Origin of the sequence: Rhodococcus sp. 06-462-5, from assembly GCF_002258315.1 — a bacterium.
GTDB lineage: Bacteria > Actinomycetota > Actinomycetes > Mycobacteriales > Mycobacteriaceae > Rhodococcoides.
On the sequence record NZ_NOYD01000050.1, the window covers coordinates 241,698 to 262,753 of the forward strand.

19 protein-coding genes are annotated in these 21,056 nt (G+C 66.5%); 1 reads left to right on the plus strand and 18 read right to left on the minus strand.

The window, feature by feature from the left end; all coding sequences use genetic code 11:
* Positions 1-63: 63 nt before the first annotated feature.
* Positions 64-786, minus strand: coding sequence for a PadR family transcriptional regulator (locus CH251_RS22775; RefSeq protein ID WP_094615333.1), 723 nt, complete (start codon positions 784-786; stop codon positions 64-66).
* A gap of 301 nt (positions 787-1,087) precedes the next feature.
* Between CH251_RS22775 and CH251_RS22780 the strand changes: the two genes are divergently transcribed.
* A complete protein-coding gene (locus tag CH251_RS22780; RefSeq protein WP_256979246.1) occupies positions 1,088-2,803 on the plus strand; it encodes a GGDEF domain-containing protein in 1,716 nt (571 codons plus the stop codon).
* On the opposite strand, the gene CH251_RS22785 is transcribed toward CH251_RS22780, so the two are convergent.
* The 17 genes from CH251_RS22785 to CH251_RS22865 form a co-directional block, all read right to left on the minus strand.
* Positions 2,719-3,570 (minus strand): cyclase family protein, encoded by an 852-nt coding sequence (locus tag CH251_RS22785; RefSeq protein ID WP_094615184.1) that lies wholly within the window; start codon positions 3,568-3,570, stop codon positions 2,719-2,721. The two genes, CH251_RS22780 and CH251_RS22785, sit on opposite strands and share 85 nt — an antisense overlap.
* A gap of 79 nt (positions 3,571-3,649) precedes the next feature.
* Positions 3,650-5,617 carry a primosomal protein N' gene (locus CH251_RS22790; protein ID WP_179273404.1) on the minus strand — a complete coding sequence of 656 codons (1,968 nt, stop codon included), beginning with the start codon at positions 5,615-5,617 and terminating at the stop codon, positions 3,650-3,652.
* A 147-nt stretch (positions 5,618-5,764) separates the two neighbouring features.
* Positions 5,765-6,979 carry a methionine adenosyltransferase gene (metK, locus tag CH251_RS22795; RefSeq protein WP_032397994.1) on the minus strand — a complete coding sequence of 405 codons (1,215 nt, stop codon included), beginning with the start codon at positions 6,977-6,979 and terminating at the stop codon, positions 5,765-5,767.
* Between the two features lie 182 nt (positions 6,980-7,161).
* Positions 7,162-8,412, minus strand: a complete 1,251-nt coding sequence (coaBC, locus tag CH251_RS22800) for a bifunctional phosphopantothenoylcysteine decarboxylase/phosphopantothenate--cysteine ligase CoaBC (protein WP_094615185.1) — start codon at positions 8,410-8,412, stop codon at positions 7,162-7,164.
* A gap of 23 nt (positions 8,413-8,435) precedes the next feature.
* On the minus strand, positions 8,436-8,741 hold the full coding sequence (gene rpoZ / locus CH251_RS22805; RefSeq protein WP_032377808.1) for a DNA-directed RNA polymerase subunit omega: 306 nt from the start codon (positions 8,739-8,741) through the stop codon (positions 8,436-8,438).
* Between the two features lie 72 nt (positions 8,742-8,813).
* A complete protein-coding gene (gene gmk, locus CH251_RS22810; RefSeq protein WP_094615186.1) occupies positions 8,814-9,425 on the minus strand; it encodes a guanylate kinase in 612 nt (203 codons plus the stop codon).
* 5 nt (positions 9,426-9,430) lie between these two features.
* Complete coding sequence (gene mihF, locus CH251_RS22815; protein WP_008716579.1) at positions 9,431-9,751, minus strand: integration host factor, actinobacterial type; 321 nt, start codon at positions 9,749-9,751, stop codon at positions 9,431-9,433.
* A gap of 211 nt (positions 9,752-9,962) precedes the next feature.
* The gene (gene pyrF / locus CH251_RS22820; RefSeq protein ID WP_179273352.1) at positions 9,963-10,793 is read right to left on the minus strand and encodes an orotidine-5'-phosphate decarboxylase; all 831 of its coding nucleotides are present in this window, start codon (positions 10,791-10,793) and stop codon (positions 9,963-9,965) included.
* Positions 10,790-14,131, minus strand: coding sequence for a carbamoyl-phosphate synthase large subunit (gene carB, locus CH251_RS22825; protein WP_094615188.1), 3,342 nt, complete (start codon positions 14,129-14,131; stop codon positions 10,790-10,792). The genes pyrF and carB overlap by 4 nt, the downstream gene beginning before the upstream one ends.
* Entirely contained in the window at positions 14,131-15,261 is a 1,131-nt protein-coding gene (gene carA / locus CH251_RS22830) for a glutamine-hydrolyzing carbamoyl-phosphate synthase small subunit (RefSeq protein WP_032397989.1), read from the minus strand. The genes carB and carA overlap by 1 nt, the downstream gene beginning before the upstream one ends.
* Complete coding sequence (locus CH251_RS22835; RefSeq protein ID WP_094615189.1) at positions 15,258-15,764, minus strand: transporter; 507 nt, start codon at positions 15,762-15,764, stop codon at positions 15,258-15,260. Before CH251_RS22835 ends, carA begins: the two co-directional genes overlap by 4 nt.
* A gap of 4 nt (positions 15,765-15,768) precedes the next feature.
* Entirely contained in the window at positions 15,769-17,085 is a 1,317-nt protein-coding gene (locus CH251_RS22840) for a dihydroorotase (protein WP_094615190.1), read from the minus strand.
* Positions 17,082-18,029, minus strand: a complete 948-nt coding sequence (locus tag CH251_RS22845; protein ID WP_094615191.1) for an aspartate carbamoyltransferase catalytic subunit — start codon at positions 18,027-18,029, stop codon at positions 17,082-17,084. The genes CH251_RS22840 and CH251_RS22845 overlap by 4 nt, the downstream gene beginning before the upstream one ends.
* Positions 18,026-18,613: a bifunctional pyr operon transcriptional regulator/uracil phosphoribosyltransferase PyrR gene (pyrR, locus tag CH251_RS22850; protein WP_094615192.1), complete on the minus strand. Its 588-nt coding sequence runs from the start codon at positions 18,611-18,613 to the stop codon at positions 18,026-18,028. Before pyrR ends, CH251_RS22845 begins: the two co-directional genes overlap by 4 nt.
* A 139-nt stretch (positions 18,614-18,752) precedes the next feature.
* Entirely contained in the window at positions 18,753-19,307 is a 555-nt protein-coding gene (nusB, locus tag CH251_RS22855) for a transcription antitermination factor NusB (RefSeq protein WP_094615193.1), read from the minus strand.
* A 1-nt stretch (position 19,308) separates the two neighbouring features.
* Positions 19,309-19,872 (minus strand): elongation factor P, encoded by a 564-nt coding sequence (gene efp, locus CH251_RS22860; protein ID WP_027496978.1) that lies wholly within the window; start codon positions 19,870-19,872, stop codon positions 19,309-19,311.
* A 77-nt stretch (positions 19,873-19,949) separates the two neighbouring features.
* Positions 19,950-21,053, minus strand: a complete 1,104-nt coding sequence (locus CH251_RS22865; protein WP_094615194.1) for a Xaa-Pro peptidase family protein — start codon at positions 21,051-21,053, stop codon at positions 19,950-19,952.
* Positions 21,054-21,056 lie beyond the last annotated feature (3 nt).

Sequence of the window (21,056 nt, forward strand, 5' to 3'; positions counted from 1 at the left end):
AAAGGATCTCGGGTGTTCATCCTAGGGAGTCGCGAGCGCTGCGGACGATTCCGCACGTGGCGATCACGTCGCGTCGGGGGCGTCGACCGTGTCGTCGGGATCCCGATCGGTCGGAGCGTCGTCGGCGAGGATCCGATACAGCGACCTGCGTGCTTCGGTGAGGATCTCGGCGGCCCGCTCCACCTGTTTCGGTGTGCCGACTCCGGCGACCTGACCGGCCGCGCCCATCAACTGCCCGATGAGTGCCCGAAGATCCCGGGCGTCGACGCCGACGGAGTCCGCCACGTCGTCCCACGGGCTGCCCAGATCGGCGCGATGAGCCTCGACGTGCGTTCGCCCCTCGTCGGTCAGCGCAGCCGTCTTGCGGCCGGCCACCTTGTCGATCAGGACCAGGCCCTCGTCTTCGAGTTGCGACAGAGCCGGATAGATGGAGCCCGGACTCGGCTTCCAGGTGCCGTTGCTCTTCTCGGCGATCTGCTGGATCAGTTCGTATCCGTGCATCGGACGTTCCTCGAGCAGTAGCAGGATTGCCGCGCGCACGTCCCCGCGACGTCCTCGTCCTCCCCGACCCCGACCTCGACCGAAATCTCCGTTCGGCCCGAAACCGCCGGGACCGAACCCGGGACGCATGCCTTCCCGTCCTCGTCCGAACGGGCCACCGTCACCGTGCCTGCTCCGGTCACCGTGACCTCTCCTTCCTCGGCCCCGCTCTTTCGGATCGTGGCCGTCCGACGGGCCGCGATCGTTGCTCTGCGCGACCCACATCTGGAAGGGCGCGCCTCGCATGTGTCGACGTGCGCCTGCGCGGCGTCCGAATTCGTGTGGGAATCCTTCGAATGCGTGGTTCATGTCGTTCTCCTTCGTTATCGATTGACACATCGACGATATATCGACAATAGATCTTTGACAAGACCCAGAGGCAACCTCTGCGATTCTCCATCGGAGGAACGCATCGCGGATGGCTCCCGCTCGTTAGAATTACGCGGTCGGTACGAGCTCTCGTGGAACGCACCGAACGCAGCGATCGGCTCGACAGCGCTCGCTCACGAACGAGGGGGGCCGTGTGGCCGGATCGACGAGGCGACGCGTGACCGTCGTTCTCGGCTGCGTCCTGGCCATCGTCCTGCTCGCCGGCTCCAACGTTCTCGGCCAGCGAATCTCGGTACTGATCGACGATGTCGCGCAGCTCGCAGGTGGTATCACCGCGACGGTCGTCTGCTGGCGGACGGCGTCGAGAAGGACGGGCTCCGAACGGCAGTGGCGCGTTCTGATGGCCGCGGGGATGGCGTGTTGGAGTGCAGGCATGGCGGTCTGGGCGTTCTATCGATCCGTTCTCGACCTGCCGCTGCCGTCCACATCGGTCGCCGACGTCGGGTTCTTTCTCTTCCCGATCTTCGCCGTGCCCGCGTTGCTCGCCTTCGTCGGCCTCTCGCCCCGACGGGCGGCCGCAGGTGCACGCCATGTCTGGGTGATGTCGTTGCTCGACGGGGCCGTCGTCGTCGGGTCACTTTTCGTTCTTTCCTGGGCCACCGTTCTGGGTGCGGTCGTGCACTCGTCGGAATCGGAGTCCATCGAGTTCCTCGTCGCGATCATGTATCCCATCACCGACCTCGTTCTCGTGGCCATGATCGTGCTGCTCGTCGTGATCCCGCAGATCGCGTCGCGATACCGAACGCAGCTCACCCTGCTCGGTGCCGGGATCCTGATGATGGCGATATCCGACAGCATCTACGCCTACCTCGTGGCCATCGGTGCGAACTTCATGCCGGTTCTGACCGACGGTGGATTCATCGCAGGCACTGCACTCATCGCTCTCGCGGCCGCCGCCCCGAGAACCGGCGACGACAATCCTTCGCCGTCCGACTCGCCGATACACGGTTCGTCGCTGCCCGGATCGCCGACCACTGCGCGGGCGTACACCGAGACTGTCACCGGTGAGCGAACACAGTTGCTGTTGCCGTACGCGCTCATGGGCGCGATAGGGATCGTTTTGGCGATACTGCGCGTGCAGACCGGGGACCTGGATTCGACCGTCGTGGTGCTCGGAGTGGCCGTGGTGCTGCTCTCACTCGTGCGCCAGGTGATCACTCTTGTTCAGAACGACAATCTGCTCCGGAGCCTGTCGCTGGCACAGGCCGAGCTGACGTACCGCGCGCACCATGACGGGCTGACCGGGCTTCTCAACCGGTCCTCGTTCGACGAACACCTTCGATCGGCGGTGAACGACGCCCGAGCGGGCCGGGGCCGCGCCGTCCTGCTGCTGATCGACCTCGACGACTTCAAGGGCGTGAACGACAGATTCGGCCACGGCGGCGGCGATCGACTACTCGTCGAACTCGCCCGCCGGCTCGACCTATGCGTGGTCGACGGCGTGGTGGCGCGCTTCGGCGGCGACGAGTTCACCGCCCTGGTGTACGGCGACCTCGATACCGGTCGCGCGACGGCGGTCCGCATCGCCGAGGCGATGCGGACCGCGCACGAGATCGACGGCCATTCGGTGTCGGTCGGCGTGTGTGTGGGCGTGGTGCAGATCGGTCGGTTCGACCGCACACCCCACGAGAGCACGACCGTGGCCGGCTCCGACACCTCCGACGTCGACGAGGACGAGTTGATGCGGCTCGCCGATCGTGCGATGTACACGGCCAAGCGTTCGGGCAAGGCCGGCATCTACGCCTACGACGCCGCGGGCACACTCAGCGTGGTGCCCAGTCGTTCCGATCAGGGAAGCTTGGGTACCAGACCGAAAATGGTTGCAGGCGAACCGGATCCGGCCCGGTTGATCGGGCCACCGACCAGTACGTAGGCACCCGTGGCCGGAATCGACTCCAGATTGGTCAGGTTCTCCAGGCTGATCCGACGCCGGTCGTAGAGCTTGACCGACACCGGATAGGTGTCGTCGTTCCCCAGATCGGGCCCGAAGGTGTCGGTACCGAGGGCACCTCTGTCGGCGAGCCTGCCCGTATCGATCAACCACTGCGCGGCTTCGGCGGAAAAGCCGGGTTGGTGCGTCACACCGTCCGCGTCCGCGTTGGCGTATGCATCGGTCCCCCAGCGTGACGCCCATCCGGTCCACAGAATGACGGCCGCCCCTCGCGGAATGGCTCCGTTGACTGCTTCCCAGTTCTGCAGGTCGGCCACCGTCACGGCGTAGTCGGCGTCGGCTGCTGCCCGATCACGAATGTCGATCTTCACCGCAGGCAGAAACAGATCCTCCGGATCGAGCTGGTCGGCGGTCAGCCCACCTTCCTGGAAGTGTGCGGGCGCTCCCCAGTGCGTGCCGGTGTGCTCGCCCTCCTTGACGTACCGGAGGTAGAAGCCGTCGTCGGCGACGGTGAACGCCGTCTCGAGCGAGAACTCGGGATCGCCGGGAAAGATCGGGGTGAGCGCCGGATCGTTGACGTGCGACAGAGACACGATCCGGAGCAGTCGGTCCAGCGGAACAGCCGGTGTCGGCGGCTGCGCCGAGCCGGTACCGGGCAGGGCGTCGGCGGTGGCGGGTGCCACCAGCCGGGCTCCGATCACCACCGCCAAACCTGTTGTCGCACGGCGAAAGAGCTGCCTTCTCTTCATGTCCCCGGCCCACCTCTCATCGGCGCCCCGTGCGCCGCCCCGACGCAACCTTAGGCCACGGCTGCCGCGGACGGCAGTATCAGCCGATTCGAATCGGGTCTATCTGAACCCGCACTCCGCCGCCGAGCTTCTTGGCGCTACGGGATGCCTGAGCGGCGGCCAGCGCCCGCGCCAAGGCCGCCCCGGTGCTGCGCGGCACACGGATCAACAGCCGCTGCACATCACCGGGAAGCACGTCCTCACCGCCGCCCGCGGGTGCGCGTTGGCCGTCCGGCAGATCGACCGGTCCGAGGATCTCCACTGCCTCGGGCAGATCTGCACCCTCCACCAGCGCCGTGATCGCATCGGTGGTTCCGTCGATCGCCGCGACGTGTACGGCGGGCGGGAACCGTACCTCCACTCGTTCGTCCAACTGACTTCTGGCGTGCCACAGAGGATCCCAGCGAACCAGCGCCTGCACCGTCGGTATCTCGGACTCGGCGACGACGACCACTCGGCCACCTGCCGTGCCGGGCCGGACCAACGCGGCGGCCGTCATCCACCGACGCAGTGTCTCCTCTGCCGCGCGCAGGTCTGCCCGGCCGAGCAGGGCCCAGCCGTCCAGCAGGAGGGCCGCGCCGTACCCCCCGTCGACTGTCGGCTCGGCACCGACGGTGGACACGACCAGACCGGCACCGGGTCGGACGGCGTCGAGCACGGCGGCGCCTCCCGAGTTGTGTATCGGCACGCCCGGAAATGCCCGTCCGAGTTCCTCGGCGGTGCGGCCCGCTCCGATCACGACCGCCCGCAGGTTGCGTGATCCGCACACGGTGCACCGGTGCGCGGTGTCGGCGATTCCACACCACGAGCACGTCGGACTGCCGGCTCCGTCGCTTCCAGGAGCGGACGGCAGGGCCAACGGCCCGTTGCACCGGCGGCACCTAGCCGGGTGCCGACACTTCGCACACGCCAGCGACGGCACGTATCCGCCGCGCGGAACTTGAACCAGCACAGGCGAATCGGCTTTCAATGCGGCGCGCGCCGCCTCGAACGCGATCGCGGGTAGCCGGGCGACACGGGCTGCCGGATCCCGCGCGAGCGCATGGTCCGAGTCCGCCAAGGCCACCACATGGGGTTGACGCTCACGGACCAACTCACGGGGAGCCACCAGGTCGTGTGCCCAACCGGAATCGACGAGAGCTTCCGCCTCCGCAGTCCGTGAATGTCCGCCGATCACCACCGCTGCCCCGGATACGTGTGCTCGGAGCAACGCCACTTCTCTGGCGTGCGGATACGGCGAGCGGGGCTCGGCGAAACTGTCGTCACCGTCGTCCCAAACGGCAATCATGCCCAGGGTGGACACCGGAGCGAACACGGCGCTGCGCGTACCCACCACAACGACCGGACCCGATCGCAGACCGCGCAACCATTGCCGATACCGCTTCGCCGGACCCAAGCCGGCCGACAACGCCACCACCCGATCGGCACCGAGCAGCGCCGAGCAGGCCGATTCCAGTCGATCGAGGTCTCGCTGATCCGGTACCACCACCACCGCGGATCGTCCGGCGGCGACGGTCACGGCAGCGGCCTCCGCCAACCGCGCCGGCCACCGCTCACCCGGCAACGCCTGCCATACCGCTCGCGGTACGCGTCCCGACGCCAACGCGTCGAGGAAGTTCGAGCCGTGGGTGTAGGCCGACCAGGCAGCCCGGTCGATGGCCGGCTCGACCGGCGGCTCGACGACGGGTGCCTGTTCTGCCTCGACGCGGGCGTGGCGAGCCGGGATCGCCAGACGCAGCACGTCCGCTCTGGTACCGGCGTACCGATCGGCCACTGCCTCGGCCAGTTCCGCGATCTCCGGGGTCAGAACTTGCTCCGCCGACACCACCCGATCGAGCCAGCCGAGCTTGCCGGAATGCTCGGTCTCGGCCAGTCTGGCCAGCACGAAACCGTCGACCAATCGGCCCGCGAACCGAACCCGAACTCGCACACCGGGCCGAGCATCACTGCTCATCTCCTCGGGGACGAGGTAGTCGAACTCTCGGTCGAGATGCGGCAGCGGCAACATCGGGAGAATGCGTGCGATCGGAAGATCCGACGCCGCCACCCGCGCTACGCCCGCCACCGCACCTCCTCCTCGATTCTCACCCCACACTCGATGTCGGAGCACCGAGCCGGTGCGAGCAGGGTACGTGCAGAACGGTCGAAGCCGAACTCAGAGTCCGGCGGCCTCGCGGAGCTTGCCTGCGCGATCGGTGGACTCCCACGGGAGATCGATGTCGGTGCGGCCGAAGTGACCGTACGCCGCAGTGGGCGCATAGATCGGTCGCAGCAGATCCAGATCACGAATGATGGCACCGGGACGCAAGTCGAACACCTCGCTGATCGCCGCCTGAATGCGCGCGGGATCGGTCTTCTCGGTGCCGAACGTCTCGACGAACAAACCGACCGGCGCGGCCTTGCCGATGGCGTACGCCACCTGGACCTCGATGCGATCGGCGAGACCAGCCGCGACAGCGTTCTTCGCGACCCAGCGCATCGCGTAGGCAGCGCTGCGGTCGACCTTGGACGGGTCCTTGCCGGAGAACGCACCGCCGCCGTGCCGGGCCATGCCGCCGTAGGTGTCGACGATGATCTTGCGACCGGTCAGCCCGGCGTCACCCATCGGTCCACCGAGCACGAACTTTCCGGTGGGATTGACCAACAGACGTACATCGGAGGTGTCCAGCGTCGGCACGTCCAACTCGGCAAGCACCGACCCGAGCACCTTCTCCCGGATATCGGGAGTGAGCAGGTTGTCGAGATCGATGTCGGCCGCGTGCTGGGTCGAGATCACCACGGTGTCGAGCCGAACGGCGTTGTCACCGTCGTACTCGATCGTCACCTGAGTCTTGCCGTCCGGGCGCAGGTACGGCAGCACGCCACTCTTGCGGACCTCGGTCAGTCGCCGAGAGAGCCTGTGCGCCAACGCGATCGGCAGCGGCATCAGCTCGGGAGTGTCGGTGTTGGCGTAACCGAACATCAAGCCCTGATCCCCCGCGCCCTGACGGTCGATCTCGTCGTCGGACAGTCCTTCGACTCGGGCCTCGTGCGAATGATCGACGCCCTGAGCAATCTCGGGAGACTGCGCGCCGATCGCAACGTTCACGCCGCACGAATTTCCGTCGAACCCTTTGGCCGACGAGTCGTACCCGATCTCGAGCACCTTCTCGCGCACGATCTTGGGGATGTCGGCATACGCGGTGGTGTTGACCTCACCCGCGACGTGCACCTGGCCGGTGGTGACCAGAGTCTCCACGGCCACCCGAGCTCGCGGATCCTCCGTCAACAGAGCATCGAGAATCGAATCGCTGATGGCGTCACAGATCTTGTCGGGATGACCCTCTGTGACGGACTCGCTGGTGAAAAGCCGACTACCGGACTTGCTCACGGACTTCCTCTCGACGCATGTTCCTGCCCGACCCGACGCCTCGCGCCGGTCGGGCACTCCACGAAAATTTGACGTTCCCTCGGTGTTATCGCCCCTGCCGGAGCCAGGCAAACCTCTACGGCACTACACGTGGTGCCCAGCACGGTAGCCGGTGCGACATCGATCGTGCATCCTCGCCGTCGTCACGGGTTCGATTTCGGTCGAGGACTCCGTGCGTCGAGCATCTGCGCCACCGAATCCAGAACGCGGCTCGCGAGAAGCGCTTTGGAGCCCTCGCCGAGCGCGTCCTCGGAACCGTCGGAACCGAGCAACCATCCGTCGTTGTGGTCGACCTCGAAGGCCTTGCCGTCGCCGACAGCGTTGACCACGAGCAGGTCGCAGCCCTTGCGTTCGAGCTTGGCCCGGGCATACGTCAGCACGTCTCCGTCCGCATCCCCGGTCTCGGCGGCGAATCCGACGATGACCGTGGACGATTCGAGCTCACCGTCGCGGCGAGCCGAGACGAGTCCGGCGAGAATGTCGTCGTTGCGGACCAACGGGATCGACGACGGCTCGTTCGACCCCTTCTTGATCTTGCTGCCCGCGATGGACTCCGGGCGGAAGTCGGCGACCGCGGCCGCCATCACCACTGCATCGACACCGACGGCAAGTTTGCGAACGGCGTCCTGCATGTCCGACGCCGTCTTGACGTGCACCACGTCGACCGCGGCCGGAGCGTCGAGGTCGCTGGTGTATCCGGCGACCAACGTCACCTGGGCTCCGCGTTGCGCTGCCACGCGTGCGAGTGCGTATCCCTGCTTGCCGGAGCTTCGATTGCCCAGAAAACGGACCGGGTCGAGAGGTTCACGAGTGCCGCCGGCAGACACCAGAACATGGCGTCCTTCGAGGTCTCGAGGGAGCGCATCCGCTCGCTCGGTCACGAGCATGGACAGTGCGAAGATCTCGTCCGGCTCCGGCAGCCGACCCGATCCGGTGTCATGTCCGGTCAGACGCCCCGACGCCGGTTCGATCACGTGGGTACCGCGCGAGCGAAGGGTCGCGACGTTGGCGACCGTGGCGGGGTGCTCCCACATCTCGGTGTGCATCGCGGGAGCCAGGACCACCGGGCACCGCGCGGTGAGCAGAGTGGCCGTCAGAAGATCGTCGGCCCGTCCCCCGGCGATGCGTGCCATGAGGTCCGCGGTAGCGGGCGCGACCACGACGAGGTCCGCCTCCTGCCCCAGGCGCACGTGCGGGACCTCCGGCACGTCCGCGAAGACCCCGGTGTGCACCGGTTGCCCGGACAGCGCCTCGAACGTCGCGCGCCCGACGAACTCCAGAGCGGACGCGGTCGGAATCACCCGTACCTGATGCCCGCTCTCGGTGAAACTGCGGATGAGCGAACAACTCTTGTAGGCGGCGATACCTCCGCCGACTCCGACGACAACGTGCAAGTCAGATGTCCTCTGTGAGGTTCTTATTCGCCTTCGGTGTGCTCGAGCAGGTCCGCGTGGATCTCGCGGAGAGCGATCGACAGCGGCTTCTCCTGCAGACCCGGCTCGACCAGCGGTCCCACGTATTCGAGGATGCCGTCACCGAGCTGGTTGTAGTAGTCGTTGATCTGACGCGCGCGCTTGGCTGCGTAGATCACGAGGGCGTACTTGGACGACGTGCGGGCGAGCAGCTCGTCGATGGGTGGATTGGTGATGCCGAGCGGCGTGTCGTAGGCCGGCAGAGCGCTGCGTCCGTCGAAGTCGGAAACGGCCGCTGAAATGCTGCTCACTGATGATCTCCTGAAATTGCATCGTTGGTGCTACGAACTAGCTGGTCGGGGCCTCGTGCGCCGTGAAACTGGTCAGCTGTTGCCGACCGACGACCTACCGACCAACAAGGATACCAACTGTTCGCACGAATGGTCGACATCGGTATTGACAACCACCGTGTCGAACTCGTTCTGTGCGGCCAATTCCACCCGTGCGGTCTCCAGCCTCCGCTCGGTGGCCGCGCTCTCCTCGGTCGCGCGTCCGACCAGACGAGAGACCAGGTCGTCCCACGTCGGTGGTGCCATGAACACCAGCAGAGCCTCGGGCTTGGACACCCGCACGGCACGGGCACCGGCCAGATCGAGCTCGAGCAGCACCGGGCTGCCCGCCTCCAGCGCGGCCTCCACGGGTGCGGCCGGAGTCCCCGACCGCTGCAGGCCACCGTGGATGCTCGCCCACTCGAGCAGCTCGTCGTCGGCGATCATCCGGTCGAACTCGCCGGCGGACACGAAGTGGTAGTCCTGGCCGTCCACCTCGCCCGGCCGCGGCGATCGCGTCGTGACCGACACGCTGAAGACCAGCTCGGGCAGCGCCGCGCGCACGAGCCGAACGACACTGGACTTGCCGACGCCGGAGGGGCCGGACAGCACCACCAACCGGCCGCGCTTGCTTTCCGGGACCGCAGTCGCCGCAGTGTCACTCACCGTCGTCAGGCCTCGAAATCGAACTTCGTCAACAGCGCCTTGCGCTGCCGATCGCCGAGACCGCGCAGTCGACGGGTGGGCGCGATCTCCAATTCGGTCATCAACTCCGCCGCCTTGACCTTGCCCACCTTCGGCAGGGCCTCGAGCAGCGCGGAGACCTTCATCTTTCCGAGGATCTCGTCCGTCTCGGCATCTGTGAGCACCTGCTTGAGGTCGGTGCCGCCGCGCTTGAGGCGCTCCTTGAGCTCGGCGCGCGCCTTCCTGGCGATCGCTGCCTTCTCGAGGGCAGCGGCACGCTGCTCGGGGGTCAACTGGGGAAGGGCCACTGTCGGTTCCTCCGTCTTCTCGTTCTGGGCGATACGACGCACACGATCGCTGTCGGCACGTCGACCATCGGTGTTCCGCTGCCACCGGCCGCGCGGTCATCGGCGCTCCGCACCGGCGGTCCGCACTGTTCGTCGGCAGCGCTAGCGACCGTACCGACGACTCGCGTTCATCGCGAACTCGCCCCCGAGTGCCGGAGCGCAGCAGCGTCGACTATGCGAGACCGGCTTCGATCTCGTCGCGCAGCCGCGTCGCCGCGTCGCGCAACGCCGTCACCGACGGGCCTGCGGCCAGCACCCCCCGAGAGGAGTTGGGAAGCAGCAGCTCACGCGAATCGCGGAAGATCTCCGCGAGATCGGCCACCGTCGCTCCCTGGGCTCCCAAGCCCGGCGCGAGGATGGGACCGGTGTAGTTCGACAGGTCGAGACCATGATCACGAGTGGCACCGACGACCAAGCCCACTGTGTCGGCATCGACGCGATTACGCGTCGCCGCCGCGTCGACGATCGACTGAGCCACCGACGCACCGTTCGAAGTCGCCGCCTGCTGCAGAGCCGAGCCCTCCGCGTTCGAGGTTCGAGCCAGCACGAACAGCCCGCGCTGGTGTTGCACTGCTCGGTCGACGGTCTCCCCCAGCGAATCGAAGCCCAGGTACGGCGACACCGTGACGGCATCCGAGGACAACGGCGACTCGGGTTCCAGCCAAGCCTGTGCGTACGCATCCATCGTGGTGCCGATGTCGCCGCGCTTCGCATCGGCGATCACCAGGGTGCCTGCGTCCCTGAGCACACTGACAGTGCGTTCGAGCACCGCGTACCCGGCAGATCCGTAGGCCTCGAAGAACGCCACCTGAGGCTTGACGATCGCCACCTCGCCGACGAACGCCTCGACACACAGCTCGGCGAACACCTCGAGACCGTCCGCCGAGCGTGGCAACTCCCATGCCTCGAGCAGAGCCGGATGCGGATCGATACCGACACACAGTCGCCCGCGCGCCGCGACCGCCGAACGCAACCGATCCGACCAACTGCGATGATGGCTCACTCCACTCCCAGCCCCTGCTTCAGGCCCGCATGCAGATCCTGCAGCGAGCGAACACCGATTCCGCCTGCGATCCCGGCTTCGATGCCCTGCACCGCTGCCGACGCGCCCTGCACCGTGGTGATGCACGGAATGTTCTGCGCCACTGCGGCGCTACGGATCTCGTACCCGTCGACGCGGGGGCCGGAGTTGCCGTACGGGGTGTTGATCACCATGGCGATGTCACCGGCGAGTATGCGGTCGACGATGGTCCGCTCCCCCTCCGGCACGTCCTCGCCGGACTGCTTGTACACCTGCTCGCATTTGATTCCGTTACGCCGCAACACATCTGCGGTTCCCTCGGTCGCCAGGATCGTGAAGCCCAGATCCGCGAGGCGCTTCACCGGGAAGATCAGCGACCGCTTGTCCTTGTTGGCCACCGACACGAACACCGCTCCGCCCGCAGGCAACGAGCCGTATGCGGCGGTCTGACTCTTGGCGAAAGCGGTGCCGAAATCGAAGTCGATTCCCATCACCTCACCGGTGGACTTCATCTCGGGGCTGAGCAGAGTGTCCACTCCGGTTCCGTCCGCACGCCGGAACCGGTTGAACGGCAACACCGCTTCCTTCACAGCGATCGGGGCACCGGCCGGGACGGTGCCACCGTCTCCGGTCTCGGGCAGGATGCCTGCGGTCCGCAGCTCGGCGATGGTCTCTCCCAGCATCACTCGGGCGCAGGCCTTCGCGAGCTGGACGGCAGTCGCCTTGGAGACGAACGGAACCGTGCGGCTCGCACGCGGGTTGGCCTCGAGGACGTACAGGATGTCGTCCTTGAGTGCGTACTGCACGTTGAGCAGGCCGCGAACGCCGATGCCCTTCGCGAGAGCCTCGGTGGACCGTCGGACGTTCTCGATGTCGGTCTTGCCGAGCGTGATCGGTGGCAACGCGCATGCCGAGTCGCCGGAGTGGATACCGGCCTCCTCGATGTGTTCCATGATGCCGCCGATGTAGACCTCGGTGCCGTCGCACAGTGCGTCGACGTCGATTTCGACTGCATCTTCGAGGAACCGGTCGACCAGCACCGGACGGTCGTCCGAGATCTCCGTCGCGTTGGAGATGTACGTCGCGAGCGACGCCTCGTCGTACACGATCTCCATGCCGCGTCCGCCCAGAACGTAGGACGGACGCACCAGTACCGGGTAGCCGATTCCTGCGGCGATCTCACGGGCTCCGTCGAACGTCGTCGCGGTGCCGTACTTCGCTGCCGGCAGTCCGGCTGCGTCGAGCACCTTGCCGAATTCGCCCCGGTCCTCGGCCAGATCGATGGCCTCGGGCGATGTTCCGACGATCGGGACGCCTGCGGCCTTCAGTCGCTTGGCGAGTCCGAGCGGGGTCTGTCCGCCGAGCTGGACGATGACGCCCCGTACCGTGCCCGACGCCGCCTCGGCCCGGTACACCTCGAGGACGTCCTCGAAGGTCAGTGGCTCGAAGTACAGGCGGTCTGCGGTGTCGTAGTCGGTGGAGACGGTTTCGGGGTTGCAGTTGACCATCACCGTCTCGTAACCGGCCTCGGACAGGGTCTGCGCCGCGTGCACACAGCTGTAGTCGAATTCGATGCCCTGGCCGATGCGGTTGGGACCCGAGCCGAGGATGAGCACCTTGGGGCGGTCCGGCTGCGGGGCGACCTCGGACTCGGCCTCGGGGTCGAGCTCGTAGGTGCCGTAGTGGTACGGCGTCTTGGCCTCGAACTCGGCGGCGCAGGTGTCGACCGTCTTGTAGACCGGATGCACGCCGAGTTCGGTACGCAGCGCACGCACACCGTCCTCGCCGTCGAGTTCGGGGCGCAGAGCCGCGATCTGGCGGTCGGACAGACCGTGATACTTCGCCTGGCGCAGCAGCGCCTCGTCGAATTCGGCCGCCTCACGGACCTGGACGCCGAGTTCGTGGATCTGCTGGAACTGGTCGAGGAACCACGGGTCGATCTTGGTCGCCTCGAAGAGCTGCTCGAGGGTGGCACCCATCGCGAACGCCTTCTCGATTCCGTACATCCGACCGTCCTGAGGAACGGACAGGTCCGCCAGCAGCGCGTCGAGGCTCTCGGCCTCGACCTCGGGGCCGGTCCAGTAGCCCGCGCGCTTGGTTTCGAGCGAGCGCATCACCTTGCCGAATGCCTCGGTGAAGTTGCGTCCGATGGACATCGCCTCACCGACGGACTTCATCGTCGTCGTCAGCGTGCCGTCGGCACCGGGGAACTTCTCGAACGCGAACCGCGGTGCCTTGACGACCACGTAGTCCAGGGTCGGCTCGAAGCACGCCGGGGTCTCGCGGGTGATGTCGTTGACGATCTCGTCGAGGGTGTAGCCGATGGCCAGCTTGGCGGCCATCTTGGCGATCGGGTAACCGGTTGCCTTGGACGCAAGCGCGGACGAGCGTGACACCCGCGGGTTCATCTCGATGACGACGAGGCGCCCGTCGGCCGGATCCATCGCGAACTGGATGTTGCAACCGCCGGTGTCGACGCCCACCTCACGCAGGATGTCGATGGAGAGATCGCGCATCTTCTGGTACTCGCGGTCGGTCAGCGTCATGGCCGGGGCGACCGTCACCGAATCGCCGGTGTGCACGCCGACGGGGTCCACGTTCTCGATGGAACACACGATGACCACGTTGTCGCGGCCGTCGCGCATCAGCTCGAGCTCGTATTCCTTCCAGCCGAGGATGGACTCCTCGATGAGGACGTTCGCCGTGGGCGAGGCCGCCAGCCCGCCGCCGGCGATCCGGGTCAGGTCCTCGTCGTTGTAGGCCAGTCCCGAACCGAGACCGCCCATGGTGAACGACGGCCGTACGACCACCGGGAAGCCGAGCTCGGCGACGGTCTCGCGCACCTCGTCCATCGTGTAGCAGACGGCCGACTTGGCGGACTCGCCACCGACCTTGGCCACGATGTCCTTGAACTTCTGCCGATCCTCGCCGCGCTGGATGGCGTCGAAGTCGGCACCGATCAGCTCGACGCCGTACTTGGTGAGAATGCCCTGATCGTGCAGTGCGACAGCGGCATTGAGTGCCGTCTGTCCACCCAGGGTGGCGAGCACGGCCTGAATGGGGTGACCCTGCTCGGCTTCACGGGCGAAGATCTTCTCGATGAACTCCGCCGTGATCGGCTCGACGTAGGTGGCGTCGGCGAACTCGGGATCGGTCATGATCGTCGCCGGGTTGGAGTTGACGAGGCTGACGCGGAGTCCTTCCTCGCGCAGCACTCGGCAGGCCTGGGTGCCGGAGTAGTCGAACTCGCAGGCCTGGCCGATGACGATCGGGCCCGATCCGATGACCAGGACGTGGTTCAGGTCTGTGCGGCGTGGCATTACTTCTTCTCCTGAAGGACGCTGGTGAAACGGTCGAAGAGGTAGGCGGCGTCGTGTGGACCGGCCGCGGCCTCGGGGTGGTACTGCACGGAGAAGGCGCTACCGCCGATCAGCTCGACGCCCTCGACGGTGCCGTCGTTGGCGCAGGTGTGACTGATCCGGGCTCGGCCGAAGTCGGTGTCGAACTCCTCGCCCGCTTCGCCTTCGAGTGCGAATCCGTGGTTCTGCGCGGTGATCGCGATGCGGCCGGTGGTGTGCTCGATCACCGGGATGTTCATGCCGCGGTGGCCGAACTTCATCTTGTAGGTGCCACGTCCGAGCGCCCGCCCGAAGATCTGGTTGCCGAAGCAGATACCGAACAGCGGCAGCTCACGCTCGAGCACTTGCCTGGTCAACGCGACGCTGGTGTCGGCCGTGGCCGGGTCGCCCGGTCCGTTGGACAGGAACACGCCGTCCGGGTTCAGTTCCAGGACCTGCTCGATGGTGGTGTTCGACGGCACCACGTGCACGCGGATACCGCGCTCGGCGAACATCCGGGGAGTATTGGTCTTGATACCGAGGTCGACGGCGACGACGGTGAATCGAGCATCGCCGGTCGGCTCGATGGTGTATCCGGCTCCGGTGGTCACCTCACCGGCGAGATCGGCTCCGAGCATCGACGGCTGACCGACCACCTGCGCCAGCATCTCGTCCGAGGTGCCGAGTGCGTCGCCCGAGAACACTCCCGCTCGCATCGAGCCGCGGGTGCGCAGGTGCCGTACCAGGGCGCGCGTGTCTATTCCGGCGATGCCCACGACGTTCTGGGCTTCGAGCTGATCCTGCAGAGTTCCGGTCGAGCGCCAACTCGAGGTGCGGCGCGCCGGATCCCGCACGACGTAGCCGGCGACCCAGATCTTGTTGGGATCCTGGGCGCTGGCGGCTTCGCCGTCCTCTTGGTTCCAGCCGGTGTTACCGATCTGGGGCGCGGTCGCGACGACGATCTGTCGGTGATAGCTCGGGTCGGTGAGGGTCTCCTGGTACCCGGTCATTCCGGTGCAGAACACGGCCTCGCCGAGGGTGCGCCCCTGTGCGCCGAATGTGGTGCCGCGGAATGTCCGGCCGTCCTCCAGAACAAGAACTGCGCTGCTCACGCGGTTTCCTCCTTGGTTTCTCCGGTGGAACTCGCTGTCCACACCGGGTAGATCTGCTTGTCGTCGGCCCGGAAGCCGGTGTCTATCTCGGTCCCCGTCGGGAGCTCCCAGCGAATGACCAGGAGCCCGTCCTTGGTCATGACCTTGCCTGCCAACCCGCGTTCGGTGCGGATCGCGCGGATCGATTCCGTCGGAATCCAGATGGGAGATTCACCGTTCCGATCGAGCAGAATGCCCTTCTCGTATCGCGACAGCTCACCGGTCGCGCGGTGGCCGATGTCGCCTACAGCGATGCGGTCCTGCCAGCTCGGCGCGATGGTGCTGCCGACGTACAGGCCGGTGCTGGGCTCGATACGGTTGGCACCCAGATCGTCCGGCACGGCCGGGAAGTCACCGATTCGCTCTTCCTGACGCTTCTGCCGTCCTCGCCAACCCCAGAAGATCAGCGCGATCATCAGTGCCCAGAACAGGATGAATCCGATGACGATGAGAACTCTGTCCACGGCTCTACTCCCCTGCTCTGTTCGCCACGACTCCGCCGCGGACGGTGATTCGTCCGCGCAACACCGTCGTGGTCACTTTCGAGGAGAAGGTCATGTCCTCGAACGGCGTGTTGTGTGCGACGCTGGCCAGCTTCTTGCCCGAGACCGTCCAGCTCGCATTCGGGTCCACCAGCGTGAGGTTGGCGATCTCGCCGACCTCGATGGGCCGACCCTGATCGGCCAATCCGACGATCTGGGCGGGACGCTCGCTCATCACCCGCGCCACGCCTCGCCAGTCGAGCAGTCCCGGGGTCACCATCGTGTCGACGACGATGGACAGTGCCGTTTCGAGCCCGAGCATGCCGGGACGGGCGATCGAGAACTCACAGCACTTGTCCTGCTCGGCATGCGGAGCGTGATCGGTTGCCACACAATCGATCACACCGTCGGCCAAGCCCTTGCGCAGGGCGTCGACATCGGACTTCTCGCGCAGTGGTGGGTTGACCTTGTTGATCGCGTCGTACGTCTCGAGCCGCGAATCGTCGAGCAGCAGATGATGCGGGGTGACCTCGGCGGTGATCGAAATACCCTGTCCACGTGCCCATTTCATCAACTCCACGGTGCCTGCAGTGGATGCATGGCAGATGTGCACTCGCGCACCGGCGTCGCGGGCCAGCAGGGCGTCGCGTGCCACGATCGATTCCTCGGCCGCACGCGGCCAACCGGCCAGTCCGAGGCGCGCCGCCGTGGGCCCCTCGTGTGCGACGGCACCGACGGTGAGCCGGGGCTCCTCGGCGTGCTGAGCGATGAGCACACCGAGGGAACTCGAGTACTCCAGCGCCCGACGCATGATCAGTGGATCGTCGACGCAGTGGCCGTCGTCGGAGAACATCTTCACCCGGCCGATTCCCGCGGCCATCGTGGCCATCTCGGCGAGCTGCTTGCCCTTCAATCCGACAGTGATCGCTCCGACGGGGTGGACGTCGACGAGGCCGACTTCCTGTCCCCGACGCCACACGTGGTCGGTCACCACCACCGAGTCGGCGACCGGATCGGTGTTCGCCATCGCGAACACCGCGGTGTAGCCGCCCAGAGCCGCTGCGGCCGAACCGGATTCGATCGTTTCGGTGTCCTCGCGTCCAGGCTCGCGCAGGTGCGTGTGCATGTCGACGAATCCGGGCAGCAGAATCTGGCCGCGGGCATCGACGACCTCGGCACCGTCGGCGTCGAGGTCCGCGCCGATTCCGGCGATCTCCTCACCCGTGATCAGGACGTCGGTTTCGGGGCCCTCGCCGTACAGCAGCACGCCGCGGAGTAGGACGGAGGTCGCAAGTGCGCTCACGACGCACCCCCGTCCGAACCGACCAGCAATCGGAACAGCACCGCCATCCGCACGTGAACTCCATTCGTAACCTGTTGCAGGACTGCAGTTTTCGGAGAATCGGCCACCGAGGACGCGATCTCCATACCGCGCAGCATCGGACCCGGGTGCAGTACGACGGCATGCTCGGGCAGCAGGTCGAGCCTGCGCTGCGAGAGCCCGTACGTGATCGCATACTCACGAGCGGAGGGGAAGAACCCGCCGTTCATTCGCTCGGCCTGCACTCGGAGCATCAGCACCGCATCCAGACCGGGCAGTTCGGCGTCGATGTCGTGCGAGACCCGCACCGGCCAGCCGGTCACTCCCACGGGCAGCAGCGTCGGTGGTGCGATCAGCACCACCTCGGCCCCGAGCTTGGCCAGCAGGATCGCATTCGAGCGCGCCACCCGGCTGTGCAGGATGTCGCCGACGATCGCGATCCGACGGCCTGCAATGTCGCCGAGTCGTTGCCGAACCGTCAGGGCGTCGAGCAGCGCCTGGGTGGGGTGTTCGTGCGTGCCGTCGCCGGCATTGATCACCGCGGGGCCACTTGAACCGCCTTGATCGGCGGTCCACTGGGCGATCTGATGTGCGGCACCCGATGCCGGGTGCCTGACGATGAGCGCATCGGCTCCGGCGGCGCGCAGCGTCATCGCGGTGTCGCGGAGCGACTCTCCCTTCGACACCGACGAGCTGCTGGCGCTGACGTTGATGACGTCGGCGCTCATCCATTTGCCTGCGACCTCGAACGAGACGCGGGTACGTGTCGAGTTCTCGAAGAACACCGTCATGATGGTGCGTCCGCGCAGTGTCGGGAGTTTCTTGACTTCGCGGCCGAGAAGCGCCTGCTCGAATCGTTCGGCTTCGTCGAGGAGTTCGGTGGCCGATTCGGCCGTCAGGTCGGCGACCGAGAGCAGATGCTTCATCGAGCGGATCCTCCCTCGGACAGGCTGACCCCGTCGCGGCCGTCGTGTTCGGAGAGCAACACCGACACGTCCTCGGTGCGCGCTGTGGGGACGTTCTTGCCGACGTAGTCCGCACGAAGCGGAAGCTCGCGGTGGCCGCGGTCGATCAGGACCGCGAGCTGCACGGCGCGGGGACGGCCGAGATCACGCAGGGCGTCGAGAGCGGACCGTACTGTTCTTCCGGAGAACAGCACGTCGTCGACCAGCACCACGAGTGCGTCGTCGACACCGCCTGCGGGCACCGACGTGCGTTCGAGTGGACGGTGCGGCTTGTTGCGCAGATCGTCGCGGTAGAGGGTGATGTCGAGTGACCCGAGCGGAGGGCGCACGCCCGAGAATGCCTCGATACGTTCGACGAGACGTTCCGCCAACGTGGTCCCGCGGGTGGGAATGCCGAGTAGAACCACGCGCGGCGAGTCCGCGGCGTCGAGGGCCGTCTTCTCGATGATCTGGTGGGCCATGCGGGAGATGGTGCGTCCCACATCGGCCGAGGACAGCAATTCGCGAACGGCGGGGTTCGCGGACGAGCTTTCGGGCGCAGGCAAACTACGACCTCCTTCTCCGCCTCTCTGGACGGATCGTTAAAGGATGTCTGACAACAACTGCGTAGAGCCTAGCAACGCTCTGCGAACCAGGACCAGCAGGCTCGCAGAGCGTTCGGTCACACGGGCGTCGACCGTTCGATCAGTGCTCGGCCTCGACCGATGTCTCACCGGACGCGTCGGACTGCGTACGGCTCGAGACCGCAGCGGCCGCGGCACGCACCTGCGGCGCGACCAGGACGATCTGACCCAGCACGCCGTTGACGAAGCCGGGCGAATCGTCGGTGGACAACTGCTTGGCCAGCTCGACGGCTTCGTCGACGGCGACGACCGGTGGCACGTCGGTGGCGTGGAACAACTCCCACACCGCGACGCGCAGGATGGCCCGGTCCACGGCAGGCAGACGGGTGAGCGTCCAGTCCTTGAGATGATCGGCGATCACGCCGTCGAGTCGATCGAGATTCTCGGCGACGCCCTCGACCAGGGTCGAGGTGTAATCACTGACCGGGGCAATGGTGTCGTCGCCGCGTGCAAGTTCGATGCGCTCGGTGGTCAGGTTCACCGGATCGACGTTGCGCGCCTCCGCCTCGAACAGAAAGTCCACCGCACGCTTGCGGGCCTTGTGGCGCGCACCCAGCTTCTTCGCGCCGGGGGCACCGTTCTGCGAGGCGGAGGATGTCGACTTCTTCGATGACACGTTAGGAGTTCACACGCCCGAGGTAGTTTCCGTCACGCGAGTCGACCTTGAGCTTGTCGCCGGTGTTGATGAACAGCGGCACCGAGATCTCGGCTCCGGTCTCGAGAGTCGCCGGCTTGGTGCCACCGGTGGAGCGGTCGCCCTGCAGGCCGGGGTCGGTGTGCTTGACCTCGAGCTCGACGGTGACGGGGAGCTCGACGTACAGCGGAACGCCCTCGTGCATGGCGACCTGAACGCGCAGGTTCTCGAGCAGGAAGCGCGCGCCGTCACCGACGGTGGCCTCACCGATCGAGAGCTGGTCATAGGTGTCGGCGTCCATGAACACGTAGTCGCTACCGTCGTGGTAGAGGTACGTCATGTCGCGACGGTCGACCGTTGCGGTCTCGACCTTCACACCGGCGTTGAACGTCTTGTCGACGACCTTGCCCGAGAGCACGTTCTTGAGCTTGGTCCGCACGAATGCGGGTCCCTTGCCGGGCTTGACGTGCTGGAATTCGATGATCGACCACAGCTGGTTCTCCAGGTTGAGAACCAGTCCGTTCTTGAAATCGCTGGTGGAAGCCACTTGCTTCGCGTCTCCTCAATCGTTTGTGCGCATGGCGCGCCGTCGGTCACGTGCTTGGATTCGCTCCAGCCCGCGCGCTAGACGGACGTGAGTTCCTTGCTTGTCAGGGTGAGCAGTTCCGGACCCCCGTCACGAACGACGAGTGTGTCCTCGATCCGAACGCCGCCGCGACCGGAGAAGTAGACACCCGGCTCGACGGTGACCGCTGCACCGCTCAGCAGTGTACCGGTGCTCGTCTTCGCGATTCCCGGCGCTTCGTGGATTTCCAGGCCCACGCCGTGGCCGAGCCCGTGGAGGAAGTACTCCCCGTACCCTGCGTCCTCGATCACCGAGCGCGACGCGGCGTCGACCGATGCGGTGGTCACACCCGGTGCCAGAGCTTCCCGACCGGCCGTCTGCGATCGCTGCACCAGCTCGTACAGATCGCGCTGCCACTGCGCGGGAATCCCGATGACGAAGGTCCGAGTCATGTCCGAGTGGTAGCCACCGACGAGTGCACCGAAGTCGAGCTTGACGAAGTCTCCGTCGGCCAGCACAGCATCGGTGGGCCGGTGGTGCGGGACCGCCGAATTGGCTCCGGCAGCGACGATGGTCTCGAACGAGATGGCGTCGGCACCGTGGTCGAGCATCGACGACTCCAGCTCGCGGGCGACCTCACGCTCGGTCCGACCGGCACGGATTCCGCCCCCACCGATCAAGTCGGCCAGCGCGTCGTCGGCGGCGCGGCAGGCGTCCCTGAGCAAACCCACCTCGAACTCGTCCTTGACCATGCGCAACGACTCCACGACACCGGGTGCGCGAACCAATTCCACCGCGCCGTCGAGCTCGGACCACGCGCGATGAGCGTCGACGGTCACCACATGGCTCTCGAAGCCGATTCGGCCGCCGCGACGCGACACGCCCGATCGAAGCAGATGGATCGCCGACGCCCGGTCGATCTCGGCCCGCAGATCCGGCACCTGCTCCGCCACCTGCGTGACGTACCGACCGTCGGTGCAGATGACCGTCCGATCCTCGTCACCGGCCGAATCGGCCGCCGAGACCAGCAACGCTGCGTTGGACCCGGTGAAGCCGGTCAGATATCGGACGTTGAGAAGATCGGTGATCAACATCGAATCGAGTCCGTCGGCGGCCAACAGCTCTCGGAGGGCACCACGACGGGCACCGAAATCGGCAGGCATGGC